Here is a 22,105-nt window from a genome sequence, read left to right on the forward strand (position 1 = left end):
ACGGGCTATTTTGGGAGGTCTCGGCGGGCTGTAAACCGATCACGGGCGTCGCATGATCGGGCCTGGCGTGTACGTTTCGTGAATTCGCGGAGGAACCGGCAATAGCAGCAAATCTCCTCCGTCTTCGACGAAGCGCATGTAGCGCTCTTCCTGGTGTTCCCCAGTCAGGTAGAGGTTCCAATCATCCCGTTTCCATTTCCCGAAGGTTTGACCGTCCCGCGTGGAGAGCATGAAAGTGGAATCGGTCTTCAGATCGATTCCATAGCCATCACCGTTCCAGAGTCCGAGAACCGCAGCATCCGATTCGATCCGCGGATTCCACTCATCGATGCCGGGGGAAAGGGCCGCAAGACCCAGCCAGGCAAGCCACGGTCCTGCGGTCAGGCCCAAGCCGACGAGCTTGCGCTTCCGAGATCTCCGCCAGAAGCCGGAGACAACGGCGCTCATGCCTATGGCGGAGCATAGAATCGAGGCCGCAACAGGAAGGAGATATTCCACGGCGGCTCCTTAGCTCCTGCCCCCGTTCTCTAAAAGCCGGATCAGTCAAACAAAAAGCCGGTCCCTTGCGGAACCGGCTCTTTTGAAAAGGGAACTTAGGCTCCCGGCAGCTCGATGAAACCTTCGAGCTTCCGGATACGGGTGGGGTGGCGCATCTTGCGGAGCGCCTTCGCCTCGATCTGGCGGATACGCTCGCGAGTCACTTGGAACTGGCGGCCCACTTCTTCCAGCGTGCGGCTGTAGCCGTCCTTGAGGCCAAAGCGCTGCTCCAGCACCTCGCGCTCGCGCTCGGTGAGGGTATCGAGGACGTCCTTGATCTTGTCCTTCAGCATGGAGAAGCCTGCTTCTTCCATCGGGTTGTCCGCGGACTTGTCCTCGATGAAGTCACCGAAGGAGGTGTCGTCGGAATCGCCCACTGGAGCCTGCAGCGAGATCGGCTGCTGGGCCATCTTGAGCACGGCGCGGACACGCTCCACGGGAAGGTGGATTTCTTCGGCGATTTCTTCCGGGGAAGGTTCGCGGCCGTATTCCTGCACCAACTGCTTCTGCACGCGCATCAGCTTGTTGATCGTTTCGATCATGTGCACCGGGATACGGATGGTGCGGGCCTGATCGGCGATCGAGCGGGTGATGGCCTGGCGAATCCACCAGGTGGCGTAGGTCGAGAACTTGTAGCCGCGGCGGTATTCGAATTTCTCCACCGCCTTCATCAGGCCCATGTTGCCTTCCTGGATCAGGTCGAGGAAGGAGAGACCGCGGTTGGTGTATTTCTTTGCGATCGAGATCACGAGGCGAAGGTTCGCCTCCACCATCTCGGTTTTCGCCTTGAGAGCTTCCTTCAGCCAGTGGCGGAGGTTCTTGTTCGTTTCGTCGAACTGCTCCACTTCATGCCAGCAGCGCTGCTGGATCTCGCGGAGCTTGGTCACGAACTCCTTGTCCTCCGGGTCGGCCTGCACCTTGCGGCCGTACTTCCAGAACTTCTGCTGGTAGTCTTCCACTTGTTCGCAGAAGTCCTCCACCACCTTCTGCTTGAAGTAGAAGCGGGTGTAGAGGCGGTGCAGGGTTTGGAGATTCTTTGCGAACTGGTCTTCCAGCTTCTTTTTGCCGCGCGGATTCTTCGCGGACATCTGGCGGAAGAGATCGTCGTTCTCCTCGTGGAGCTGCTTCAGCTGTTCGCACTGCTTCGGCAGGATCTTCATGTAGCGCTCGCGGCTCTCGATCTTCTTGTCGAGGATCACGCGGTCGAAGCGCTCCTTGCCCTTCAGGAGCTTGTCGGCGAGGTCGAGGTAGCATTCGGCGGTGAAGCCGAAGAGGTGAAGCTGCTTGGCCACCTCGATCTCGGCATCCTCGATGCGCTTGGAAATTTCGACTTCCTGCTCGCGGGTCAGGAGCGGGACCTGACCCATCTGCTTGAGATACATGCGGACCGGGTCGTCGAGGATATCGAGCTTCTGGTCCTTGGAGTCATCGACGTCATCGGCGTCGTCGTCGCGCTTCTTGTCCTTGTAGCGGTCGACCTCGGAGGCATCGATGATGTCGAACTCCATGTTGCGGAGACGCTCCATGATCGCCTCCACGTCCGCCGGTTCGACGAGGTCGTTCGGCAGGATTTCGTTGATGTCGTCGTAGGTGAGGTACTCCTGCTCCTTGGCCAGCTTGATCAGCTCGCGGATCTTTTCCTGGATCTCCGGAGTGTCGATACGCGGCTTTTCGCCATCCGCGCGGGCCGGGGCCTCGGCGGTGACAGGGGTGGCTGCCTCGATCTTCTTTTCGGCGACGGCCGACTTCGACTTTTCGGCCTTGGCTGGGGCTGCCTTCTCGGGAGCTTTGGCGGCGGGCTTGTCCTGCTTTTCCACCTTGGCGGGGGCGGCTGCCTTCGGCGCGGGCTTGGCTGGGGCTGCCTTAGGGACCGGCTTGGCCGGTGCCTTTGGGGCGGGCTTCTTTGCGACCGGAGCGGGCTTCGCCTTGGAGGCGGCCTTCGGCTCAGGTTTCGCAGCCTTCGTGGCTTTGGCCGGGGCTGGCTTTTTCGCGGGCGCGGGTTTGGAACCCGTCTTAGACGTCGGCTTGGAAGCCTTCGATTTGGCAGCGGCAGCAGCTTTCTTGGTGGACATGGACAGCGAAGAGATGAAGGGGAATTTCAGGCAAAATTCTCCCATTATAGCGCAAGCAGACCTAGGTCCGAAGCGGGCGGGAATATTCGGGGCGCTTCCGGTACCGTCAAGGATTGTTTTCTGGCTTTGAAAATGAACGGCTTCCGCGCGGAAAAGGTGGCTTCTGGGCTTTCCTCACGGGAGCGAATCGATCGTTGTAAATATAGCGTTGGTCCAAGCCTTTCAACAACTCTGCAACCTCTTTTGCTTCATGGAGGAGACGGAACATCTCGTCCGAGGGAAGGTCCGACCGGCCAAGCTGGCCCTTGATCGCCAGATCCCGGCGGTAAAGGGCTTTGGCGCTCAGGTGAGCCAGTGCTTCGTCGGCCGCGCCGAGAGAATTCTCTGGCGGGTCATGATGGAAGGTCGGGTCTGTATGAAGCGCTAGGCGCTGCTCTTCCGGCAGGCTAGAAATGAAGCTGTTTACCGCCACATGGGAGCCGGGATCCGGCCGCTGTGAGAGGATCGCCTCAAGCAAAGGGATACCCTCGATGTGATCCGCTGCCTCGTGGATGGCCTCGAATTGCTCGCCGATGCGTTCCTGCGCCGCGGGAGAGTGGAGGGCCAGGCTGCAAAGGTAGCCGACCACGGGATCCAGCGCGATCGGCTCTGCGACGAATGGGGCGGGTTCGGACTCGGCGTTCGACACTCGCTCACTGCGCGCCGCCGGCTTGTTCCTAGCGAAGCGGATCTCCTTCGCCACCGCTTCCCGCAACTCTGGCACCCCGATACGCAAGCGGGTGGCCACCCGGTTGATCATGTCCTCGCGCATCACGGCATCCGGCACCAAGCGTAACAGGTCGGCGCATTTCTTCGCACAGGCCATCCGTGATTGGACATCTGTCAGGCCCTTTTCCCCGGTCTCGCGGTCGATCAGGAACTCGAAGAAATCCATCGCCTTTGCCAAGCTCTCGCGAAAGGCGTCCGGCCCGTGCTTGCGCATGTAGGAATCCGGGTCTTCACCTACGGGCATCTTCACTACCCGCACCGGCAGTCCTTCCGGTGCCAGAACGCGGAAGCCCTTCTCGGTGGCATCCATCCCCGCTTTGTCGGCATCGTAACACAGTACAGCACTCTTCGCGTAGCGCCGCAGCAGCTTGGCGTGCTGCTCGGTCAGCGCGGTGCCAAGGGAAGCCACTGCATGGCTGATGCCCTGTTCATGGCAACAGATCACGTCAAGCTGGCCCTCGCAGATCAGCACGGAGTTTTGGGCCATGATCTCCTTGCGCGCCTTCTCCAGCGCGAAGAGCACGTTGGATTTCTTGAACACCACCGTTTCCGGCGAGTTGATGTATTTCCCGCCTGTCTGGTCGTCACGGATATGTCTGCCGGAGAAACCGATGACATCTCCGTGATCATTGCGGATCGGGAACATCAGCCGGTCCATGAAGCGGACGTAGATGCCGCCGCGCTCCTTCTGCACAAAGAATCCCGCATCCACCATCTCCCGGCCGCTGAACTTCATCTGCCGCACCCAGTCCTTGAAGATGTCTTCGCGGTCCGGCATCCAGCCCACCATCCAGCGCTCCGCCATCTCCTTGCCGAAGCCGCGCGACTTCATATACTCGCGCGCGCCCTGCGCTGCCTTTGTGAAGAGCATCTTGTGGAGGTAAGCCGCGATTTCCCGGTGGATGTCGAGTTGTCGACCTCGCTGCCGTCTTGCCCGATCTTCCTTCGGATCGTAGGCCTCCTCCTGCACCGTGACCCCGGCCCGGTTGGCCAGTTTCTTGACAGCGTCAAGGAAGGTCAGGTTTTCGTAGTCCCGCACGAAGGTGATCGCGTCTCCGCCTTTACCGCAGCCGAAACACTTGAAGGTCTGTCGCTGCGGATTGACCTGGAAGGAGGGGGTTTTCTCGCTGTGGAAAGGGCAAAGAGCCTTATAAACCGAGCCCGCACGCTTCAGATTCAGGTACGACTCGATCACCGACACGATGTCCGTGGCGGCGAGGATTTTCTCGGTCGTTTCCCGCGAAATCTGGGGCACGCCGGAGTAAAGCGCCGAATGGGGGAAATCAAAAGCGCCGATGCCGAACTTTTCGGATGCGCAGACGAAAGCCCGGTGCAGTTTCGCTCTATCAGAGGAGGCCGATCACCTCGGTCCTCCGAAACCAAAGAATACCATGAAAGTCGCCCGCAAGAATTCGAAAGGGGAGACCCGGGAACTGCTGCTGAAGGAGTATTTCCTGAATGCTTACCTGATCGCAGTCCTGAAAAAGGCCGGGGAAGAAGTCGCCCGTTTCTCGAAGGGGCCGAAGGCCGCTCCTGTCCCGGTAAAGGTTCGCGCGGGTAGCTGAAAATCAGACGCCATTCCCCGGCTGGCGCGCAATTTCCCAATAAATGGGAGGTTGCGCCGCAGCACGGCTTCGCCTAGCGTTCCAGCAATGGATGACCTCCGGATTTTGAGGTCCGCGCTGGGCTGGCTCGAACTGGGTTTGCCAGAGGAAGCCCTGTCGGAACTCGCGGGGCTTTCCGCCCGCGACCGGATGCGCAAGCACGCGCTGGAGCTCCGCTTGCTGGCCGAGATGGAGTCCCGCCGCTGGAATGCGGCCGCGGACACGGGTCGCCTGCTCTGCATGAAGGAGCCGAAGGAGGCGCGTTTTTTCATCCACGCGGCGTACTGCCTGCATGAAACCGGGGATACTCTCGCGGCCCGGGACTGGCTCCTCAAGGGGCCCGCCACGCTGATCGAGGATCCCTTGTTTCATTACAATATCGCCTGCTACCTCGCCGTTCTCGGCGACAGGAAGCGTGCGGAGTCCCACCTCGAGCGTGCTTTCGAGATGGACTCCTCCCTCCGCGAGACGGCGCAGGAGGATACCGATCTGGCGTCGCTCAGGAGGGAGATTTGAGAGAGAGGCGATGGCTTGGATTTTTTCTCTCTCGGTGGAATGCGGGACCCTGTCTGCGGCGGAAGCTGTCGCACGACACTTTGAGGGATTCACGGCGACGCTTGGAAACGGAATCTCCTATCCCTGTCATCCGGGCGTTTTTGAATTCGATGGAGATTGGTGGGCGAAGATTTGTCCCATGAACGTTACGAGGTCAGGAATCGGAAGCGAGGAGGAGCGGGTCCAGCTTACCGCGATCGCCTTGCTTCTCTATGAAGAGCTCCGGAGTGCCCCTGCTTTCCGATATGCCATTGCTGGAGTTGAGGCGGAAGCCTTCCGCACGATCCACGAACTGGATCAGAGGGACCTTGAATCGATTGACGGGCTGGTGGTGAGCGAGGGTGTTTGGAAAAAGCTCAATGGGCCGGATACCATGGAGCAATTTTCCCCGGGCTATCGCTGGCATCCCCTTGTTAGCGCTCGCTGACGCGCGGCGGATCCGTGGAGTTTTCTCGGGACGGAGCGATGCTTCCGCAATTGTCTTGAACAGAGCGGGCACCTTCGCGGTTCCAATCAGACTCCGTCGTCTTTTGTCGGCGAATCGCTTCTGTATAGCAGTATCGTGCTTGTGATCAGCAGGAATGCGCTTCCGGCGGACCCCAAGATTAAAACTAACAGAGGGTCGTGGAAGGGGATGGTGACCTCGCAAGCCATGCTAAACATCGCACCCTGGTCGAGGGTATACGCTATCCCGCTTAACAAGCGGTAGTAACCATGAGCCGCTCCGGAAATGCAATAAAGAGAGGAAGGGCTGAAAGCGGAAGTGTTGCCATGCGCTGGCGGAATCCCATCCGTTTTTTATGGATGAAAATCGATAAGGCCAAGCCACCCGCGATTGCGAGCAGGCAGATCAATCCGGGCTTTCCCATTTCGACCATGAGGTCGATCAAGTTTTTCTCTGGTATCATCGGAAAGGTCTTGGATCGAAGTCGGGGCTCGAGGGACGTGCCGGGCTGGCATTCTTCGATGCTCCATGCTTTGTGGATGGGCGTTGGCCGTCAGGGCTAGCACAAATTCGGTTGAAAATTGGTGCTTAGAAATTAGTCATCTCTTTTTCGTGTCTCCGTCCGCACTTGGCGAACTGCTCTCGGTCTTTGAGGAAAACTTTCGCACTCGCGGGGAGCTCGGAGCCTCGGTGAGTGTCTGGTGGCGGGGCGAGGAGATCCTTTCGACAGCCCAAGGCTGGTGCGAAAAGGAACAGCTGCGGCCTTGGACGGCAGATACGCTCGTGCCGGTTTATTCGGCGACAAAGGGGCCATCGGCCGCGACTCTTCTGCTGGCTCTTGATGCCAAGGGTTTCGGACCGGATACGCCGGTGCGCGAGATCTGGCCGGGCTTCCCTGTGGGGGAGGCGACCTTTGCCCATCTTCTTTCGCATCAATGTGGGCTCGCAGCCTTGGATCGCCGTGCGCAGGTCTGGGATCACGAAGAAGTCGTCGCTGCGATCGAAGCCCAGGTGCCGGCATGGCGGCCGGGACAGGGGCATGGCTATCACCCGCGGACTTTCGGGGCTTTGGTGGAGGAGCCGGTGCGACGCCTCACGGGAAAGACACTGGGTGCGCTATGGCGCGAAAAAATAGCGGAACCGCTCGGGCTCGAATTTTGGATCGGACTTCCGGAAGCGCAATGGAGCCGCGTCGCGAAACTCTATCCGGGAAAGGCGGCTGCGGAGGATCTGCAGAGCGGCTTCTACCGGGAGTTCAATACGGAGGGCACGCTCAGCCGTCGCGCGTTCGGGTCACCGCGCGGGCTTCACTCGGTGCAGGAGATGAATGATCCGAAGGCGTGGTCTTCCGGTCTGCCGGCGATGGGTGGCGTGGGCACCGCGAGCGCCTTGGCAAAGTTTTACCAGGCGGCGATCGGAGCGATCGAGAGCCCCCTGAACGAGAAGGTTCGTCACGCGCTCGGCGACATGCAGGTTTCCGGAGATGACAAGGTGCTGATTCAGCCGACTGCCTTCTCCTGTGGTTGCCAGCTCGATCCGCTGGATGCCAGCGGCCGGAAAATTCGCGAGCTTTATGGTCCGTCCACATCCGCCTTCGGACATCCCGGCGCGGGAGGGAGCCATGCGCTTGGCGATCCGGAGAGTGGCGTGAGCTTCGCTTACGTGATGAACCAGATGGAGCTCAGCGTGCTGCCGGGCCGAAAGAGCGTGGATATGGTGCAGGCCTTGTTTTCCTGACGGCCCTTCACATTCCGAATTGAGAACGGAACACGCGCGACTGCCGGCGCGATAGTGTTACTTCGGTTCCATCGCGGAGCCTTGCCTTGATGGAATTGCTGAACCAATCCTCGGTCGCTTCGATCCAGCGCAGGTTCACCATCTCGGTGCGGTTGGCGCGGAAGAACATTGCGGAAGGCAGGCGTTTCTCGAAGTCATTCAGGGAACGTCCGATCAAGGGTGACTCGGCATCGAAGTGGAGGCGCGTGTAGTTGCCCTCCGAGCGCAGCAGAAAGATGGAAGCAAGCGCAGGAAACCAACTTCGGCCGCTGCTGCGCAGGAAAATGCGGTCGTCTTCTTTCAACACGGCTTCGGGGGTGGGCTCTTGCTTTGAGCCCTGCTGACGCAGGCGATCGAGCGTCCTGGCGAAACGCTCCGGATCTACCGGCTTCAAGAGGTAATCGAAAGCCGCGACCTCGAATGCCTGGAGCGAGTGCTGCGCATAGGCCGTGACGAAGACGATCCTCGCCTCCGAGCCCGCCAGTTTTTCCGCCGCATCCAGACCGGAGAGATCCGGCATTTGGATATCCAGAAAGATCACATCCGGCTTCAGCTTGGTGAGGGCATGCGATGCTTCTGCAGCAGAGGAAAATTCTCCCGTGACCTCGAAGTCGGCATGCGGGGCAAGCAGGCGCAGGAGCTCCCGCCGCGCCGGTTTCTCGTCGTCCACGATGAAGACCCGGATCATGCGACAATGAAATTCTGGGGGATTCGTGCGAGAGCCAGCACCTCGCCGTTGTCCTCTGTGAGGTCGAGCCGTGCGCGGCCATCGAAGAGGATGGCCAGCCGCTCACGGCCCATGGAGATTCCTTTTCCGGTGGAGTTGGTGGCGGTGCCGAGGGAACCGCGGTTGCGCACGCGAAGGACCAGGCTTCCGTCTTCCATGGTCGCCTCGTATGAAATCGGGGAGCGTTCGGCGGACATGCCGTATTTCACGGCATTCTCCACCAAGGTCTGGAGCAGGAAGGGCGGGAGCAGGGCGTGACGCGCGGCAGGATCCACGGAGCGCTGGATATCGAGGAGGTCCTCGAAGCGGGTCTTCTCGATGTGCAGATAGGCCTCCACGGTGTCCAACTCCGCGGCCAGAGGGACCAGCGGTTCGTCGTTCGAGGAAAGGGAAGCGCGGAAGAGCTTCGCGAGTTCCGTCACCATCTGGCGGGCACGGGTGGGATCATGCTCAATGAGATCGCGGAGGGCATTCAGGCCATTGAAAAGGAAGTGCGGGTGGATCTGCGCACGCAGGGAGGCGAGAGCGGCTTCCTTGGCGGAGACTTCAAGCCGGAGCCTCTGGACGCGCGCTTCTTCCCATGCCGTGTGATAGTGGTAGCCGAAGTAGAGCAGCGACCAACCGACGAAGTTCAGCGAGAACCAGATGGACACAAGCATCACGATGCTTGCGCTTCCCCCGGCTCGTTCGCTGGCGCGCGCCCAGCCGCCAGGATCGATCAGGCGGCTGCCGGTGGCGAGGAGGATGCCGCACAGCAGGGACCCTGCAAGCACCCGCGGGATAAGGGCCCGCAGGCCGAGTTCCTTCCATCTACCGGCGAGGATCTGCCATCGGTAGGCGTGGGTGATGGTGAGCGTGAGGGATGAGGTGACAAAGACCCGCAGCCAGGCCATGGCGATGCTATCACCCGTGGCTGGCTCCAGCCAGGCGGCCCAGCAGCCGAGTCCCGCGCCCAAGGACAAGCCCACCAACTGGCAATACCAGTAGGCGCGATGACCGAGCCAGAAGCGCTGGTCGCGCGCAACGGGTTGCGGAGTTTCGGAAAATCGCAGCTGCATGGGACGGGGACCTGCCTAGCGGGCGGACCCGGGCATGGCCCGATTTTTCGTGCGAGCGGTCGCTAGCGGTGGATGAGCGGTCCGTCTGCCGCAGTCCCGGGGCCGCAAATCCACGGAATCGACCGTTCAACCGGAAAATCACGCGGTGTGCCCGGCTTTCCGGCAGGCTGCGCGGCGTGATGAGCCCCGTGATTTTTCTTACCGGTGCCGATACTCCTTTCGGCAGGCTGCTGCGGACCGCGCTGCAGCGGCGCGGTTGCCCGTTGGCCGCGGTGTCTGGGAAGCAGTCTTCGGAAAAAACGGGGGAGAAGTTCCTGCCCTTGGCCGTGAGGGATGGAGATTCCGCGGACATGGCGGATGCGGTGACGGAGACGCTCGAGCACTTCGGCCGGATCGACGTCTTGCTTCAAGTGCCGGACGTCCGGCAACCCAAGGATGGGTGGCGCGATTTCGATTTTGACGTGGAGCACGTCTTCCGTAACGCGGTGGCCCGGCCGATGGTTGCGGCCCGGGCGATCCTGCCGGTCTTTCGCGGACAGGGTGGCGGTGTGATCGGGCAAGTGATCCCGCCGCAATGCGCCGGGGTCTTCCCCGCGATCGCTTGGGGGCCGCTAAAGACCGAAGGCGCTCAGGCCCCAGGCGCTTTCCCCGTGCGGTCGAAGATGGCGCTGCAGGTGAAGATCCATGAGCCCGGTAAGGACGGGGCCGGAGCCTTTGCAGAAAGGATCCTGATGGAGACGGAAAAAGCGGTGTCTGTTACCCGTCCTCTCTCGCGTGGCTCGATTTCCGCGAGCCAGTATCGCTGGATCCTGGACTGGAACGGGCAGCCCGGCCGGGCTGAGCCGGTGGGGAAATCCTAGCAGGTCGACTGGGTCGTTCCGGCGGGGAGGATGATTCCCTTAAGTCGCCATGGAATGCTCGGGCTGGGCATGCGATGCAATCATCGGCGGCGTCACTACCGCCCGACCCGGAACGGCCCAGTCGCCCCGCTATGATGATCATCGGAGCGCCGGGCCTTGCTGAAATCCTCAGCCGAGGAAGCGGATCTTCCCGGGCTTGGCCGGGAATTCACCTCGGGCCATGGCGGCGTGCTGCTCGTCGCTGCAGGCGGAGTTCGTCGGGGCATCGGCAGCGGCTTCGTCGTGCTCGATGTAGCCGTTCTGGATGAGCCAGGTTTCGACTTCCTCGCCGGAAATGTCGGGGAGCATGGTGCCGTCGATTTCCACGCAGGGGGAAAGCTGCTGGCCGCTGCGCTGCTCCATTTCCCAACGGAAGGCGGGATTCTTGATGATGTCCTTCTCCTCGAAGGGGAGCTCATACTTGCGCATGATGGCGCGGACGCCCTCGCTCCAGCCGCAGAAGGTCTTGAGATAGGCGGTGATTTTCGGTTGGGGCTTGCTCATGGCGCGGAGCATACGCGTCTTCCGCGCTCCGGCAAGCCCCGGAAAATCCCCGCCTTTCATGCGGATTTCAGGCTTTGAGGCTGGGCGCGGGGAGGGCGGGCCCTAGGGTGGAGGATCTACGTTCCCTATCGGCAATCCATGGAGACGACCGAGCCAACCGCTTTAGCTGCCGTGAATCCGCCAATCCGTGGGTTTGCCAGAGGCGATCTGGCCTTCCTCCTTCTAGCGGTGGTGCCTCCCACCGTGCCGGTGCTCGCGTTTCTCATCGAATGGCTCATTGCGTGGGCGACGCTCGGGCATATTCCGATCGGGGGCGTGGATAATCCGAAGTCCATCTCTGATCTGAGTTCGGTCCTACACTTGATCACCACGCTCTCGCTGTTGGGTTTTCTGCCGGTTTCCGCCTTCTCGCTGTTTGCGTGTGCCGTGAAGTGGGGCGTGTGCCGGAAAACCGTCATCGTCGAAGCACTGACCATCGCGATGGTCCTTGGAACCTTCGCCGTTCTTGGCCAGTTTCCTCATGACGCGATGGGCTGGTGGATGGACTGAAGTCAGGAGTCTTCGCGCGGCGCTCATTGATTCTTCAGGCTTGGAATGCTGAGGAAGCTTGCGAGCCGACAGTTCCCGCGAATATCCTGATCCATGCTCCGCATCCTTCTCGTCCTGCTGCTGTCGATCCTCTCTGCGGGTGCCTGCATCTGGGATCGGGATACTCTGAAGGAGGAAGCAAAGGGTAGGCTTGATACGGTGACGGCGACCACCGGTCGCTTCGATCGTTATCCGGCGCGATACTATGAAATGCGTCTCGAACGCGTGACCAAAGAGCTGGAGGAAAAGCCCGGCGTGCTCGCTCTCTATGATGATGCCGGTGTCGCCTGCAGCCGGCTTGGCCGCCACGACGATGCGATCATTTGGATGGCAAAAAAAGCGGAAGCACTCGTATCCATGCCCATCGAGGAAACGAACGAGGAGCGCTATCGCTATCTGTCCAATCTCGGCACCTTCCTGCTGATTCGCTGGATCGTTCAGCCCGAAGCGGAGCGATCCGCGGATCTAACGGATCTGCAGGCTTCGGAGACATTCATCAGGCAGGCTCTCCAACTGAATCCCGATGCCCACTTCGGACGGGAAAAATTTCAATACAAGCTCATCCGCTGGTTGCTCGATGCCCAGAGCCCTCCGGAATATGGAACGATCAACTTCCTTTATCTGGAGCAAGACCGGATGTTTGCTCCCAGGAGGAACGGTGGTGAAGGCTTTACGCTGGAGGAGGCGCGAAAAGGTCTTACCGGACTCATCCAGATGGGTGCTGCATGGGAAAGTGTGGACACCTTTCAAACGCTCCAGCTTTGCCTCCATTCCCAAGGCTCCATGTCGCTTGCTCATCTTGCCTATCTCCGTGGCAGGGAGCTCTACGATAGCGGAGAAAGGTCCTTCCACCCGGTGGAAGAGGTGAGGGCCGAAGTCGTGCCGCAGCCATCCGGGGGCTTCTCGGAGATCGGCCGGGTCGATGCGTATTTCAAGAAAGCCCGCGCAGCCGTCATGCAAAGGGATGCCGAGTGGATCGCCTATCAGGACGAGCGCTATGCGAAACGCATGCATCCCGACACGCATCCTGATTTCTGGAAGGACTGGAAAGAGCCGGAGCCTCCGAAATTTCCCCGTGCGTCTCTTCTCCAACTCGCCGAGAGGAATGAGAGCCTGTCTATGGTGGTGCTCATCGCGTTGATCGTGTTGGTCAGCTGGGCTGTCCGTGTCTTGTGGAGGAAAGTTTCCGCCGCCTGATCCGTGAGATCGCATTGGGGCTGGGCAGTCCGCTCCTCTATGCCATCTATTTCCGCTGAGCGATGACCCGTCCCCACATCAGCATCAACTTCGCCGTCTCCGCCGATGGCAAGATCTCCTCCGTGGCAAGGCGTCCCTCCGGCTGGACCTCGGAAGAAGACCACGCGCGCTTGCTTCAACTCCGTAAAGGCGCAGATGCCTTGCTCGTTGGCCGCGGCACCCTTGAGGCGGACCGCATGACCATGAAGGCCTCCGGCGATCCGCTGCGCTGTGTCGTTTCCCGCGGTGGGAAATTCGATCCCGCGCACCCGCTCTTTCACTCTGCAGGTGGACCGATCCACCTCCTGATTACGGAAGGCCCGGCTCTGGAAATCCCCGGTGCGACCATCCACACCGGCTCACTTGCCAGCTTCCTTCAAGAGCTCACCGCCATCGGCGTGAAACACCTCCACTGCGAAGGGGGAGGGGAGCTTGCCCGCGAATTGGCTGCGATGGACGCCATCGATGAAATCCATCTCACTTGGGCCGGCCACACCATCTTCGGCGGCCGTGCGGCGCCTACCATCAGCGGCGTTCCCGGCGAATTCCTACCAGCCTCAGGGGCATACGAACTCATCGAGTTCGATCCTCGTCCGGAGACCGGCGAATGTTTCCTCAGCTACCGGAGGAAGGCTTAGTGAGCCTTTTCGACGGGATGCTCGTCGCCATGCTTCTCCGCGTGGCCGTGCTCACCTTCCTTGTGTTCGCCGTGGCTGTCACCGTGGCCGTGCGCGCCGTGCTGCTCGTGCAGGGCCTTGGTTTCTTCCCACGAATGACGCTCGCAGGAAACCGAGGAAAGGAAAAGTCCGGCGGCTGCAGCGGCGAAGAGGGTGGTCAGTTTCATGACGGGCCGGATGTAGCGGATCAGCCGGGGATGGCAAGCGGGCATTGAAAGGGAACTTCCAGCCCGGGCCTCGCCCTTCACTTCGCCAGCCACCTCGAAATCGCCGAGGCTGCCCGCAAGTGTGCCCCGGGCCCGCCCAGCTTTGACGCCGTGGAAAGCAGCTTTTTCCGTGTCTCCTCGCGGAAAGCATCGTCGGTCAGGAAATGCGAAAGCGATTGCTCCACATGCAGCGGATCCGCGTCGGATTGGATGAATTCCTCCACCAAACGCCCATCCGCCAAGATGTTGATCAGGCCGATGTGCTCGATCTTCACCACCGCTTTCGCGACCAGGTAAGTCGGCCACGCTACCTTGTAAACCAAGCAGTAAGGGAGGCCGAAATAAGCTGCCTCCAGCGTTGCCGTGCCACTCGCCACCACTCCGCAGGCGGCCCGCTGCATCAGCGAATGCGCACCGCCCTCCGAAATCCTCACCAGCTCGGACATGTTCGCGCTCGCCGCCATGTCCCTCATCCGCCCGGTCAGCTTGGCGGAAGCCCCGCAGGCTTCAAAGCGCGTCTCCGGGCGCTTGCCGTGAAGCCGCCGCGCCGCATCCAGCATCATCGGGAAAAGCCGCGCCACCTCGCGCTCGCGGCTCCCAGGCAGTAGCGCCACCAGATTTTCATCCCGCGGCACGCTCTCGCGCTCCTCCTCCAGCTCATCCACTAGGGGATGGCCCACGAAAGTTGTCTTGAGCCCCGCACCCTCGAAAATTGGCTTCTCGAAGGGGAAAAGGCACAGCATTTCGTCCAGCAGCCGCGCCATCTTCGGCAGCCGGCCCTTGTTCCACGCCCACACCTGCGGGCTGATGTAATAAATGATCTTCGTCTCTGGCAGCGCGGTCTTCACCGCCTCCGCGAAGCGCAGGTTGAATCCCGGGTAGTCGATGAGCACCAGCACCTTGGGCTTGATGCCTTTGATCTCCGCCAGCATCTCGTCGAAGCGCTGCTTAAACCACCCGTAGCGCTTCAGCACCTCCCACAGGCCCATCACCGCCGCCTCTTCCACCCAATCGCGGATCCCGTCGCCCGCCACCGCACGCATTTCCGGACCACCGGCCCCGTGGACTTTCAGCTCCGGATGCATCGCCAGCAGGGCCTCCAGCATCCCCGCCCCGTGGGCATCGCCGCTCAATTCTCCTGCGATGACATAAAGCGCTGCGGCCATCTGGCGCGGACATTAGGGAGGCCATTGCCGCGCTGGCCATGAAAAATCGGGATCCATTGGAAATCGGCACCCCGCAGCGGGGAATTCGTCATTGATTTCGCTCCACCCGGCTCCTTAATCGCCGTCCGCACCAAGCTTGACTCGCCACATGGCCCAAGAACCCGCCGATACCCCGCGTCCGCTCGCCGAAATCTCCCACGGCCCCTCTGCATTCGATGCCTTTCTGGATCGCAATCAAAAGGGCCTCATGGTGCTCGGCGTGCTCATTGCCCTCGGAGGCGGTGCCGTCATCGTCATGAAGGGCATGAAAGAGAGCCGCGCCTACGGTGCCGGTGAAGACCTTTCGAAGGCGGAGACCCTCGCTGATCTCCAGGAAGTGCCGAAAAAGCACGAAGGCACGCCTGCTGCAGGCAGCGCCGCCATCCTCATCGCCAGCAAGCAATGGGACGAGGGCAATCAGGACGCCTCCATCGAGACCCTCAAGAAATTCATCGCGGACAGCCCGGATCATCCCGGCATTCCTTCGGCAAAGGCCAGTCTCGCCACCCGCCTCATGCAGCAGGGGAAGACCGATGAAGCCGCCGCCCTCTTCCGCGAAGTCGCGGATGGTGCTGATAGCCGCTTCCTTGCTCCCTACGCCCTCGTCTCCCTGGGCGATATCGAGAAGGCCCAAGGCAAGCTCTCCGAGGCCGAAGCCACCTACAAGAAGGTCAGCGAGGATTACAAGGCCAGCCCCTTTGGCCAGTTGGCTCAGCAACACCTGCAGCTCGTCAATTTCAAGATGCCCGTGGAAATCGAGGCCCCGCCAGCACCCGCACCGACTCCCGGTGCCGAGCTGAAGCCGGAGCTCACCCCGGGTGCCGGCCTTACCGGCGAGATGGGGAACAACCCGCTCGGCAACATCCTCAATGGCGAAGGCGCCACCCCCGCCGCCCCGGTGGAAGAAGTCCCCGCGCTGCCGGAGAAGGAAGAACCCGCCACCCCTGAAGGCCAGGAACCTGCGAAGCCCAGCGAGGTGCTTCCAGCCAAGCCGGAAGAGGGCGGTGCCACCCCGCCACAGCCCCAGCCAGGCCAGTAAGCCCGGGGGGAATCAAATTGACTTTCAATTCTCCTGCGCTCCTAATTTCGATCCTAATTTCACGAGATGAGTAACAACATTTTCCAGAAGATCACCGGCAACAAGCCAGGTTCCGAGCCCAGCGCCCCCGTTCCGACTCCGGCCTACAATCCCGCTCCGACCCCTGCGCCCGCCGCCTATGAGCCGGTCGCTCCTGCCGCCGCCGCTCCGGTCCAGCAGGCCTCTGCTGCCAGCGCCGCCCCGCAGCGCCCCGTCGGTCCTTCCCGCAATGTCCTGAGCTCGGATGTCGAGATCAAGGGCACCGTGAAATTCACCAATGACCTCGTCGTCGATGGCCGCATCGAGGGCGAGATCCAGTCCGATGGAAATCTCACCGTTGGCGAAAACGCCCGCCTCAAGGCCGAGATCAAGACCGGCACCGTCGTCGTCTACGGCAAGGTCCACGGCAACATCATCGCCAACGAAAAGGTCGAGCTGAAGGCCACCGCCGAAGTCGTCGGCGACATCAAGGCCAAGGTCCTCTCCATCGAGCCTGGCGCCATCTTCGTCGGTAAGTCGAATGTCGGCACCCCGTCGACCCCTGCCGCCGCCGCCAAGCCCGCTGCCGCAGCAGCCCCCGCCTCCGCTCCTGCCAAGCAGGACCCGCCGAAGCAGGGCAACCTCCAAGGCGTGAACCCGTAATCGGGTCCCCCTCGGCACCAATCAATCATCTCTAAAGCCCGCCCGGCCCCTCCAAAAAGGCCGTGGCGGGTTTTTTCTTTGCCCCAACCCTCGCTACCGCCCCGCTCCTTCCCGCACGTAATCCCCCCTTGAGGGGGGGGCCACCGGTCCGGCTCTGAAAGGTAGGGCGACGCGGCCCGCGGCGCTCATCCTGCACGGCCTAACAACAAAGCCGATCTCCCCCCACACCCCACCGCCTTCCCCGCACCCAATCCCACCTCCAGACCACCCCACCAGTCCGGCTCTAAGAGGTAGGGCGACGCGGCCCGCGGCGCTCATCCTGCACGGCCTAACAACAGCGCCCATCTCCCTCCACACCCCACCTCGCGAGCACGCCTGACATCGCCTGCGAATCGCGAAACCATTCCGACTCTCCGGAGTGGCGCTTTCCAAAGCGCCATAACGCGGACGGGCTTCCTCCCGGAAGCCCCGTGGGCCTCATCCCCCCAATGCCTCCGCCCCCTCTGCCTTTCCTCTCTGATCTCTGATCTCATCCATCCTCTCTCTTATCTCAATTCCTCTCTTCCACCTCCAATGCCCCAACGGGGCAGCCGTAGAAAGCCCGGGGTCAGCGCGGAACGCGCTCAACCCCGGGTAAGCAAGCCCCCACAAACCTCCGTGCCCTGAAGGGGCACACGGAACTCACGCCTTGATTGGAACGGAATGGGACAGAAGCCGATCCTTCCGCCCGCGGCCTTTTTTCTCTGATCTGAGCTCCAGCCTACCCCGTCCCTTGGCCATTGCGCACCCGCCAATCCGCTACCGAGCTGTATCGGATTCAGCTCCGGCCCCTTATCGAGGACTTCAGCCAATCTCATCTGAATACCTGATCAAAACGTCAGTCGCATATGTGAGATAAGCCGGATCAGGGTTCACATTGTCGCCTATTACAGCCGCCTTTACGTAAGGATAAGCGCGAGGTGCCACCATGGAAGCTGCTGTGACATAATTGGATTGTGCTCTATCGTTATTGTGGATCATGTCATTGCGACGGCATCGAATCTCGTCTAAATCTTCAACTAGTGAAGAAGAGATGATAAGTCTGCTTTCGATTCTGCGTTGCAGCTGACCAAACGTTCCCGAAGACAATTCTGAAAGTGCAGTCAAGCGTACTACCAAACGACTCTCAAACTCGGCAATAAGTGCTAATAGCAGGTCACGCGGAAGTCGGCGGTGAACGAAATCCTCAAGCGCAGACATAGCATCGGAACCCGGTTCGCTCGCGAGAAGACTCGTCACCATTCCGACGGCGGGCACATTAGTGTATTCCAAGGTGACGTCGACTACCTCAGGCGATCGTGTGTAAAGGGCACACGCCGCTTTGATGCGCCAGTAGTTCCGCAGAATATCCAAGGCGACGTTCTGAAACTGGGCAGGGTTCATTGACCTTGGCGGATGAGGCGGATAAAGCCTTTCATGAGCGGGCTGGTGAAGGTGTAGTTTCCGTGTCCGGCTCGTGTTAGGATCTGGGCCCGACTGGGAAGAATGAGGCCTCTAAGAGCCGAGCCGACGGCCTTTCTAGACGGTGCTCCCAGGGGGCGGCCGATGGCGATCTTGGCCGCCTCTTCAACGACCTCCGCGATGTTGTTGTTCTTCGCGGTCAGGTTGGCCATCCCCCAGATCACTCTCTGATGGAGACGGCTTCCGTTGGAGGATCTTATTGCAAGCTCGTATATCTCGCGCAGCTGCTGATCCGCGTCGCTGGCCGCCGCGATACAGCCCCGAACAAGATCTTCGGTTTCGACTATGGGTGATCCAACCTTCAGAGCTGCTTTGGCGGCATTGTTGGCCATCAAATGAAGATAGTAGGGCATTCGGTCACAGAGGCGTAAAATCTCCGATGTCGCCTCCTCGGAGAACTTGAGGCCGAGAGGCTCCAGTACTTTTTCTCCATGTCGCAAAATACCGTCTAGCTCGTCTTCTTGCATTCGATCCAACTGCAGTTCGCGAATGGCACGATGGTTCGATGCGTGGCCGCGTAGCACGGCACCAGCAGTTGCTGCGACGCCAACCATGACCAAAGTGAGAAGGGGCTTGTTCGTGGCGGCGTTCTTGACTAGTTCAGCAACGGCTGAGATTGCGTCGGTGTCTCTTACTCTGTCGAGTTCGTCGAGTATAATACAAAGCGGCTTGTTGTCGGGAATGATGAATAGGAGATCATTACCTGTCATGTTTCCAAGAGAAAGCGCGGTACCAGCGACTCTTAGCGTGTTCCTTTGGGCGTCAAAAACGAGCCGCTCAGGATCAGATTTTTGGATCTGTAGTGCCGCAGTCCGCATTAGCTGATTGAAATCGGAATTCTGCTCGCAGAAGACCTTTACGCGCTCCACGCCGTTGGTAGAAACGTAAGCAAGGGAGGTTTTGCCGCAGCCGCGCTCACCATAAACGACCAAATGGAGGCCGGGAACTGCGAGGGCATCCCGTACACGCTCCCTTTCGTTTTCGCGACCGGAAAAGTCACTAGGATCGTCGATCGGAATGTGGGGGCGAAAAGCTGCGTTTACTAAGCTTTCTTGCTCTTGAGTCAGCATTCTTGAGGGCATACTTCAGGGGGGGCGCTTTTGGATGCGATACTTTGCGTGTGGGCCTCATTCTTAGCATTCATGACAAGTCGTCGGTATCCAGAATTATCCAGTTTCCGCTCAACTTGAGAACTTTTCGACCACTTGGAAAAGTTGTCAGGCCTTGGTGCTTCCGTCTGTAATCGACACCGTAGAATCGACCTGTAGGCCGCTTGAAAACTACGGTGTCTCCTTCCTTGAGATCGTAATGACGTAGGAACTCCGTCATGCTTGTCAGGCGATATTCGTTTCTGGTTCCACCAAACAGCGCATTATTGTAATAAATATAATTGAAGGTCCACTCTTCTCCGGCAGCGTCTCGCAGATCGATCACGCAGCGGGGATTCTTGATTGAAGGATCCAACTTTGGGAAGAATTCAAGTCTCGCGATATTTTTAGGGATAAGTAGACCAGCTTGGTGGGCATGGGTTTCTCCGGTATCATTGGCGCTAAGCACCTTTTCTACGGTGGATCTCATGATGATTTGATTCGGGGGCTGAGCTTGAGCGCGTTTAATATGTCGACCAGATCATCCGCGTCTCCGGTTGTTCCGATAACCGCATTCTCGGCCAAAATTCGCTTGCGTATCATGCGATCATAAATGACTTCCTCTACTGTGTCGGCGTAGAAGAGTCGGTGAATGGTGACGGGCCGAGTTTGACCTCTGCGATGGGAGCGAGCTGAGGCTTGGTCTTCAACAGCTGGATTCCATTCGAGGTTGTAGTGGATTACATGGTTTGCCGCCGTGATGTTTAATCCAACTCCAGCCGCTTTAGGGTTAAGAATGAGGGCGGCGGAGCCGAGGATTCGGGTGAACTCATCGACTGTCGACTGGCGGTCTGTCACCGCGACGCTGCCGTTAATTAGCCATGTTGGCACACGGAATGTACGCTTAATCTCTCTTTCGAGTAGCCTCGCAGTGTAGTTGAAAGAGGTGAATATGATGACCTTGGAGTTGGTTGTGAAGACTTCCTCTAAAATTTCAAAGGATCTTTCGAGCTTGGGGCTACAGGCAATCGCTAAGCTGACATCACGCAGCTTGCCAACGGACCAAGGATGAGCGCAGAACATTCGGAGGTGCACAAGAGCAGCTAATCCAGGAGCTTCGGGAGCCTTAGCTGCTGCCTCTTTAAGTATCTCATCATATGCTTCGGAAGATCGGTCGTCCATGGTGATTGCTATTGGCACATCTATACGTGGTGGGAGATCGGCCGCCACATCGCAGATACGTCTTCGTAGCATAATTGGGGAGACGAGTGATTCGAGTTCTTTGGCTCCCGTCTCCGTTTCGGGAAACTGCATTTGAAACTCGGACAGTGTCCCGAGGTGCCCCGGGAGTGCGTAGTCGAATAGCGACCAAAGATCTTTAAGATTGTTTTCAACCGGCGTCCCGGTGATCGCGATGCCAATGCGCCTTGGCAGTTCTTTGGCGCGTTTTGTGCGTCGAGCGGTTGGATTTTTTATATTTTGAGCTTCATCCAAGGCCACCACGTTCCAAGGGACCACTCGGAATATGGAGATGTCTCCAGCCATGGTTTCGTATGAGGTAACGGTAATGTGAGCTGCGGCCAATTGGTCTGAAAGTCCAGTGCGGCTGGGGCCGGCATGGACAAGCACCTTCAAGGACGGTGCAAACTGGGTGATCTCCCGTCGCCAGTTCTCAGTCAAAGTCGCCGGACAGACGACCAAATTTGGCTGCCGGTTGGCCTGAACTTCTGCTAGAAGAAGTGCGATGACTTGCAGCGTCTTTCCAAGACCCATCTCATCGGCGAGAATGGAGCCGACGCCTTGGCGTGCCATAAAATTCAGCCATCGTATACCAACTTGCTGATAGTCATAAGGAGTGGCTTCTAGACCAGAGAGAGTCAGCGTCGGAATACTTTTAGAGAGAGTTCGGGCAGCCAATTGCTCAGCGGCATGGTCGACAACGAGGAAATTTGGCGCGCGTTTAAGTATTTCGAGATATTGTCCAATAGTCAGTGCCGCTGGATTCGAAATTTGAGATTGAAGCATCACATTTGAAAATTCCGAAAGCGTGTTTTGAGGGAGCGGATACCAGATTTTATCGATGATGACGTAGTCCAGTGTGGCTGGTGCGGTAGTACTTCCGATTTTTCCTGCTAGTAAGCAGCCTATCGAGGGCTCACCGGGAGTGGATGCATCTACGGTAATCAGGATTGCGGGACTGGCGGGAGTGTCGGAAAACTGCAATCCTAGGTCGTAAAATTCCTGCGAAGCAATCGCTTGGCCCCGAAGGGTATCCTTGCCCTCAAAAATAATCTCATATATTTCCTCTGCTGTAGGGGGGGGCTGTTCCGTGAGTGAGGAGGTCACTATCGTTGTGCCTTCAAGCTTGAGTTTCATGAGTGCTTCTCTTGGCTACAGGCTTGAACGAATCGAGTGATGGGATCGATTTTGTATCCGAATCTCATCTCTGAAGATGATATGGTGGACTTCAATGTAGACATGCCAATGGACAGTGGGGCATCATGATCATCTATGGTTCAATAGTGCCGTGGGGCCATATTGCCATGGATTTTTCCTCGCTGGGCGGCCTAGGGTTATACCGTTGAGAATTCATCTCGGAGGCGTCACCTTTAAATGCTAGCACGTTGGCAACAGCGTTTTCAATTCTGACCAAGATTGTGGGCAATTCAACGGCTGGCGCGATAACGTCCCCGAGAAGTTGGGTCATTTGGTTGGGGAGAACCTCTTTCAAAACGACTCTTTGCCTCCTCAGGATCAGGTTGAGTCTCATTCTCTTAGAGGACCAAATGGCGGGCCCCTGCCAACTGAAATCGTTGCCGATTACAGGGAGTGTGAACTCCTTTTGTGTGGCGGCAGCGATTGCTAGAGATGGAAAAGCTGCTAGAGCCTTGGCGTCTGCGTTCCCTCTTCGCTCGATGAGGAGCCTACCAAACTTGCCGA

General features: G+C 59.2%; 22 protein-coding genes. 10 read left to right on the forward strand and 12 right to left on the reverse strand.

Features of this window, described 5'->3' with window-relative positions; genetic code table 11:
* Positions 1 to 39: 39 nt before the first annotated feature.
* From HHL09_RS19340 to dnaG, 3 genes are all read right to left on the reverse strand, one after another.
* Positions 40 to 447: a hypothetical protein gene (locus HHL09_RS19340; protein ID WP_169456272.1), complete on the reverse strand. Its 408-nt coding sequence runs from the start codon at positions 445 to 447 to the stop codon at positions 40 to 42.
* Between the two features lie 146 nt (positions 448 to 593).
* Positions 594 to 2,609, reverse strand: coding sequence for an RNA polymerase sigma factor RpoD (gene rpoD, locus HHL09_RS26725; RefSeq protein WP_205760884.1), 2,016 nt, complete (start codon positions 2,607 to 2,609; stop codon positions 594 to 596).
* Positions 2,610 to 2,715: 106 nt separating this feature from the next.
* Complete coding sequence (gene dnaG / locus HHL09_RS19350; RefSeq protein WP_169456274.1) at positions 2,716 to 4,632, reverse strand: DNA primase; 1,917 nt, start codon at positions 4,630 to 4,632, stop codon at positions 2,716 to 2,718.
* A 136-nt stretch (positions 4,633 to 4,768) separates the two neighbouring features.
* Here dnaG and HHL09_RS19355 point away from each other — a divergent pair, with 136 nt between their 5' ends.
* The 4 genes from HHL09_RS19355 to HHL09_RS19370 all read left to right on the forward strand — a co-directional run bounded on the left by HHL09_RS19355 (position 4,769) and on the right by HHL09_RS19370 (position 7,718).
* Positions 4,769 to 4,942 carry a hypothetical protein gene (locus tag HHL09_RS19355; protein WP_169456275.1) on the forward strand — a complete coding sequence of 58 codons (174 nt, stop codon included), beginning with the start codon at positions 4,769 to 4,771 and terminating at the stop codon, positions 4,940 to 4,942.
* 87 nt (positions 4,943 to 5,029) lie between these two features.
* The gene (locus tag HHL09_RS19360; protein WP_169456276.1) at positions 5,030 to 5,497 is read left to right on the forward strand and encodes a TPR end-of-group domain-containing protein; all 468 of its coding nucleotides are present in this window, start codon (positions 5,030 to 5,032) and stop codon (positions 5,495 to 5,497) included.
* Between the two features lie 178 nt (positions 5,498 to 5,675).
* Positions 5,676 to 5,963, forward strand: a complete 288-nt coding sequence (locus HHL09_RS19365; RefSeq protein WP_169456277.1) for a hypothetical protein — start codon at positions 5,676 to 5,678, stop codon at positions 5,961 to 5,963.
* Positions 5,964 to 6,593: 630 nt separating this feature from the next.
* Complete coding sequence (locus HHL09_RS19370; protein ID WP_169456278.1) at positions 6,594 to 7,718, forward strand: serine hydrolase domain-containing protein; 1,125 nt, start codon at positions 6,594 to 6,596, stop codon at positions 7,716 to 7,718.
* A gap of 7 nt (positions 7,719 to 7,725) precedes the next feature.
* Here the strand turns inward: HHL09_RS19370 and HHL09_RS19375 are convergent, their stop codons facing one another.
* Both HHL09_RS19375 and HHL09_RS19380 read right to left on the reverse strand, forming a co-directional pair.
* Positions 7,726 to 8,445 carry a LytR/AlgR family response regulator transcription factor gene (locus HHL09_RS19375; protein WP_169456279.1) on the reverse strand — a complete coding sequence of 240 codons (720 nt, stop codon included), beginning with the start codon at positions 8,443 to 8,445 and terminating at the stop codon, positions 7,726 to 7,728.
* Positions 8,442 to 9,542, reverse strand: a complete 1,101-nt coding sequence (locus HHL09_RS19380; RefSeq protein WP_169456280.1) for a sensor histidine kinase — start codon at positions 9,540 to 9,542, stop codon at positions 8,442 to 8,444. Before HHL09_RS19380 ends, HHL09_RS19375 begins: the two co-directional genes overlap by 4 nt.
* Positions 9,543 to 9,730: 188 nt before the next feature.
* Here HHL09_RS19380 and HHL09_RS19385 point away from each other — a divergent pair, with 188 nt between their 5' ends.
* Complete coding sequence (locus HHL09_RS19385; protein ID WP_169456281.1) at positions 9,731 to 10,402, forward strand: SDR family oxidoreductase; 672 nt, start codon at positions 9,731 to 9,733, stop codon at positions 10,400 to 10,402.
* Between the two features lie 168 nt (positions 10,403 to 10,570).
* On the opposite strand, the gene HHL09_RS19390 is transcribed toward HHL09_RS19385, so the two are convergent.
* Positions 10,571 to 10,945 carry a glutaredoxin family protein gene (locus HHL09_RS19390; RefSeq protein WP_169456282.1) on the reverse strand — a complete coding sequence of 125 codons (375 nt, stop codon included), beginning with the start codon at positions 10,943 to 10,945 and terminating at the stop codon, positions 10,571 to 10,573.
* A gap of 138 nt (positions 10,946 to 11,083) precedes the next feature.
* On the opposite strand from HHL09_RS19390, the gene HHL09_RS19395 reads away from it, so the two are divergent.
* From HHL09_RS19395 to HHL09_RS19405, 3 genes are all read left to right on the forward strand, one after another.
* The gene (locus tag HHL09_RS19395) at positions 11,084 to 11,494 is read left to right on the forward strand and encodes a hypothetical protein (protein ID WP_169456283.1); all 411 of its coding nucleotides are present in this window, start codon (positions 11,084 to 11,086) and stop codon (positions 11,492 to 11,494) included.
* 93 nt (positions 11,495 to 11,587) lie between these two features.
* Entirely contained in the window at positions 11,588 to 12,730 is a 1,143-nt protein-coding gene (locus HHL09_RS19400) for a hypothetical protein (protein ID WP_169456284.1), read from the forward strand.
* Positions 12,731 to 12,792: 62 nt separating this feature from the next.
* Positions 12,793 to 13,407: a RibD family protein gene (locus HHL09_RS19405; RefSeq protein ID WP_169456285.1), complete on the forward strand. Its 615-nt coding sequence runs from the start codon at positions 12,793 to 12,795 to the stop codon at positions 13,405 to 13,407.
* Here HHL09_RS19405 and HHL09_RS19410 read toward each other — a convergent pair.
* Positions 13,404 to 13,613 (reverse strand): hypothetical protein, encoded by a 210-nt coding sequence (locus HHL09_RS19410; RefSeq protein ID WP_169456286.1) that lies wholly within the window; start codon positions 13,611 to 13,613, stop codon positions 13,404 to 13,406. The genes HHL09_RS19405 and HHL09_RS19410 overlap by 4 nt on opposite strands.
* Before the next feature lie 77 nt (positions 13,614 to 13,690).
* Entirely contained in the window at positions 13,691 to 14,818 is a 1,128-nt protein-coding gene (lpxB, locus tag HHL09_RS19415) for a lipid-A-disaccharide synthase (RefSeq protein WP_169456287.1), read from the reverse strand.
* 148 nt (positions 14,819 to 14,966) lie between these two features.
* On the opposite strand from lpxB, the gene HHL09_RS19420 reads away from it, so the two are divergent.
* Positions 14,967 to 15,896 (forward strand): tetratricopeptide repeat protein, encoded by a 930-nt coding sequence (locus HHL09_RS19420; protein ID WP_169456288.1) that lies wholly within the window; start codon positions 14,967 to 14,969, stop codon positions 15,894 to 15,896.
* A 66-nt stretch (positions 15,897 to 15,962) separates the two neighbouring features.
* On the forward strand, positions 15,963 to 16,577 hold the full coding sequence (locus tag HHL09_RS19425; RefSeq protein ID WP_169456289.1) for a bactofilin family protein: 615 nt from the start codon (positions 15,963 to 15,965) through the stop codon (positions 16,575 to 16,577).
* A gap of 843 nt (positions 16,578 to 17,420) precedes the next feature.
* Here HHL09_RS19425 and HHL09_RS19430 read toward each other — a convergent pair.
* The 4 genes from HHL09_RS19430 to HHL09_RS19445 form a co-directional block, all read right to left on the reverse strand.
* Positions 17,421 to 17,999: a hypothetical protein gene (locus HHL09_RS19430; RefSeq protein WP_169456290.1), complete on the reverse strand. Its 579-nt coding sequence runs from the start codon at positions 17,997 to 17,999 to the stop codon at positions 17,421 to 17,423.
* Entirely contained in the window at positions 17,996 to 19,147 is a 1,152-nt protein-coding gene (locus tag HHL09_RS19435) for an AAA family ATPase (RefSeq protein WP_169456291.1), read from the reverse strand. The genes HHL09_RS19430 and HHL09_RS19435 overlap by 4 nt, the downstream gene beginning before the upstream one ends.
* A 70-nt stretch (positions 19,148 to 19,217) precedes the next feature.
* Complete coding sequence (locus tag HHL09_RS19440; protein WP_205760885.1) at positions 19,218 to 19,655, reverse strand: EcoRII N-terminal effector-binding domain-containing protein; 438 nt, start codon at positions 19,653 to 19,655, stop codon at positions 19,218 to 19,220.
* Positions 19,652 to 21,541, reverse strand: coding sequence for a DEAD/DEAH box helicase (locus HHL09_RS19445; RefSeq protein WP_169456292.1), 1,890 nt, complete (start codon positions 21,539 to 21,541; stop codon positions 19,652 to 19,654). Before HHL09_RS19445 ends, HHL09_RS19440 begins: the two co-directional genes overlap by 4 nt.
* Positions 21,542 to 22,105: the final 564 nt, after the last annotated feature.

This window comes from Luteolibacter luteus (assembly GCF_012913485.1).
Lineage (GTDB): Bacteria > Verrucomicrobiota > Verrucomicrobiia > Verrucomicrobiales > Akkermansiaceae > Haloferula > Haloferula lutea.

Coding starts and splice junctions, on each gene's coding strand:
- HHL09_RS19420 (WP_169456288.1), top strand. CDS start 14,967: ATGGCCCAAGAACCCGCCGATACCCCGCGTCCGCTCGCCGAAATCTCC.
- HHL09_RS19440 (WP_205760885.1), bottom strand. CDS start 19,655: ATGAGATCCACCGTAGAAAAGGTGCTTAGCGCCAATGATACCGGAGAA.
- HHL09_RS19425 (WP_169456289.1), top strand. CDS start 15,963: ATGAGTAACAACATTTTCCAGAAGATCACCGGCAACAAGCCAGGTTCC.
- HHL09_RS19375 (WP_169456279.1), bottom strand. CDS start 8,445: ATGATCCGGGTCTTCATCGTGGACGACGAGAAACCGGCGCGGCGGGAG.
- HHL09_RS19400 (WP_169456284.1), top strand. CDS start 11,588: ATGCTCCGCATCCTTCTCGTCCTGCTGCTGTCGATCCTCTCTGCGGGT.
- rpoD (WP_205760884.1), bottom strand. CDS start 2,609: ATGTCCACCAAGAAAGCTGCTGCCGCTGCCAAATCGAAGGCTTCCAAG.
- HHL09_RS19430 (WP_169456290.1), bottom strand. CDS start 17,999: ATGAACCCTGCCCAGTTTCAGAACGTCGCCTTGGATATTCTGCGGAAC.
- HHL09_RS19445 (WP_169456292.1), bottom strand. CDS start 21,541: ATGAAACTCAAGCTTGAAGGCACAACGATAGTGACCTCCTCACTCACG.
- HHL09_RS19380 (WP_169456280.1), bottom strand. CDS start 9,542: ATGCAGCTGCGATTTTCCGAAACTCCGCAACCCGTTGCGCGCGACCAG.
- HHL09_RS19410 (WP_169456286.1), bottom strand. CDS start 13,613: ATGAAACTGACCACCCTCTTCGCCGCTGCAGCCGCCGGACTTTTCCTT.
- HHL09_RS19390 (WP_169456282.1), bottom strand. CDS start 10,945: ATGAGCAAGCCCCAACCGAAAATCACCGCCTATCTCAAGACCTTCTGC.
- HHL09_RS19340 (WP_169456272.1), bottom strand. CDS start 447: ATGAGCGCCGTTGTCTCCGGCTTCTGGCGGAGATCTCGGAAGCGCAAG.
- HHL09_RS19405 (WP_169456285.1), top strand. CDS start 12,793: ATGACCCGTCCCCACATCAGCATCAACTTCGCCGTCTCCGCCGATGGC.
- HHL09_RS19395 (WP_169456283.1), top strand. CDS start 11,084: ATGGAGACGACCGAGCCAACCGCTTTAGCTGCCGTGAATCCGCCAATC.
- HHL09_RS19360 (WP_169456276.1), top strand. CDS start 5,030: ATGGATGACCTCCGGATTTTGAGGTCCGCGCTGGGCTGGCTCGAACTG.
- HHL09_RS19355 (WP_169456275.1), top strand. CDS start 4,769: ATGAAAGTCGCCCGCAAGAATTCGAAAGGGGAGACCCGGGAACTGCTG.
- HHL09_RS19435 (WP_169456291.1), bottom strand. CDS start 19,147: ATGCTGACTCAAGAGCAAGAAAGCTTAGTAAACGCAGCTTTTCGCCCC.
- lpxB (WP_169456287.1), bottom strand. CDS start 14,818: ATGGCCGCAGCGCTTTATGTCATCGCAGGAGAATTGAGCGGCGATGCC.
- HHL09_RS19365 (WP_169456277.1), top strand. CDS start 5,676: ATGAACGTTACGAGGTCAGGAATCGGAAGCGAGGAGGAGCGGGTCCAG.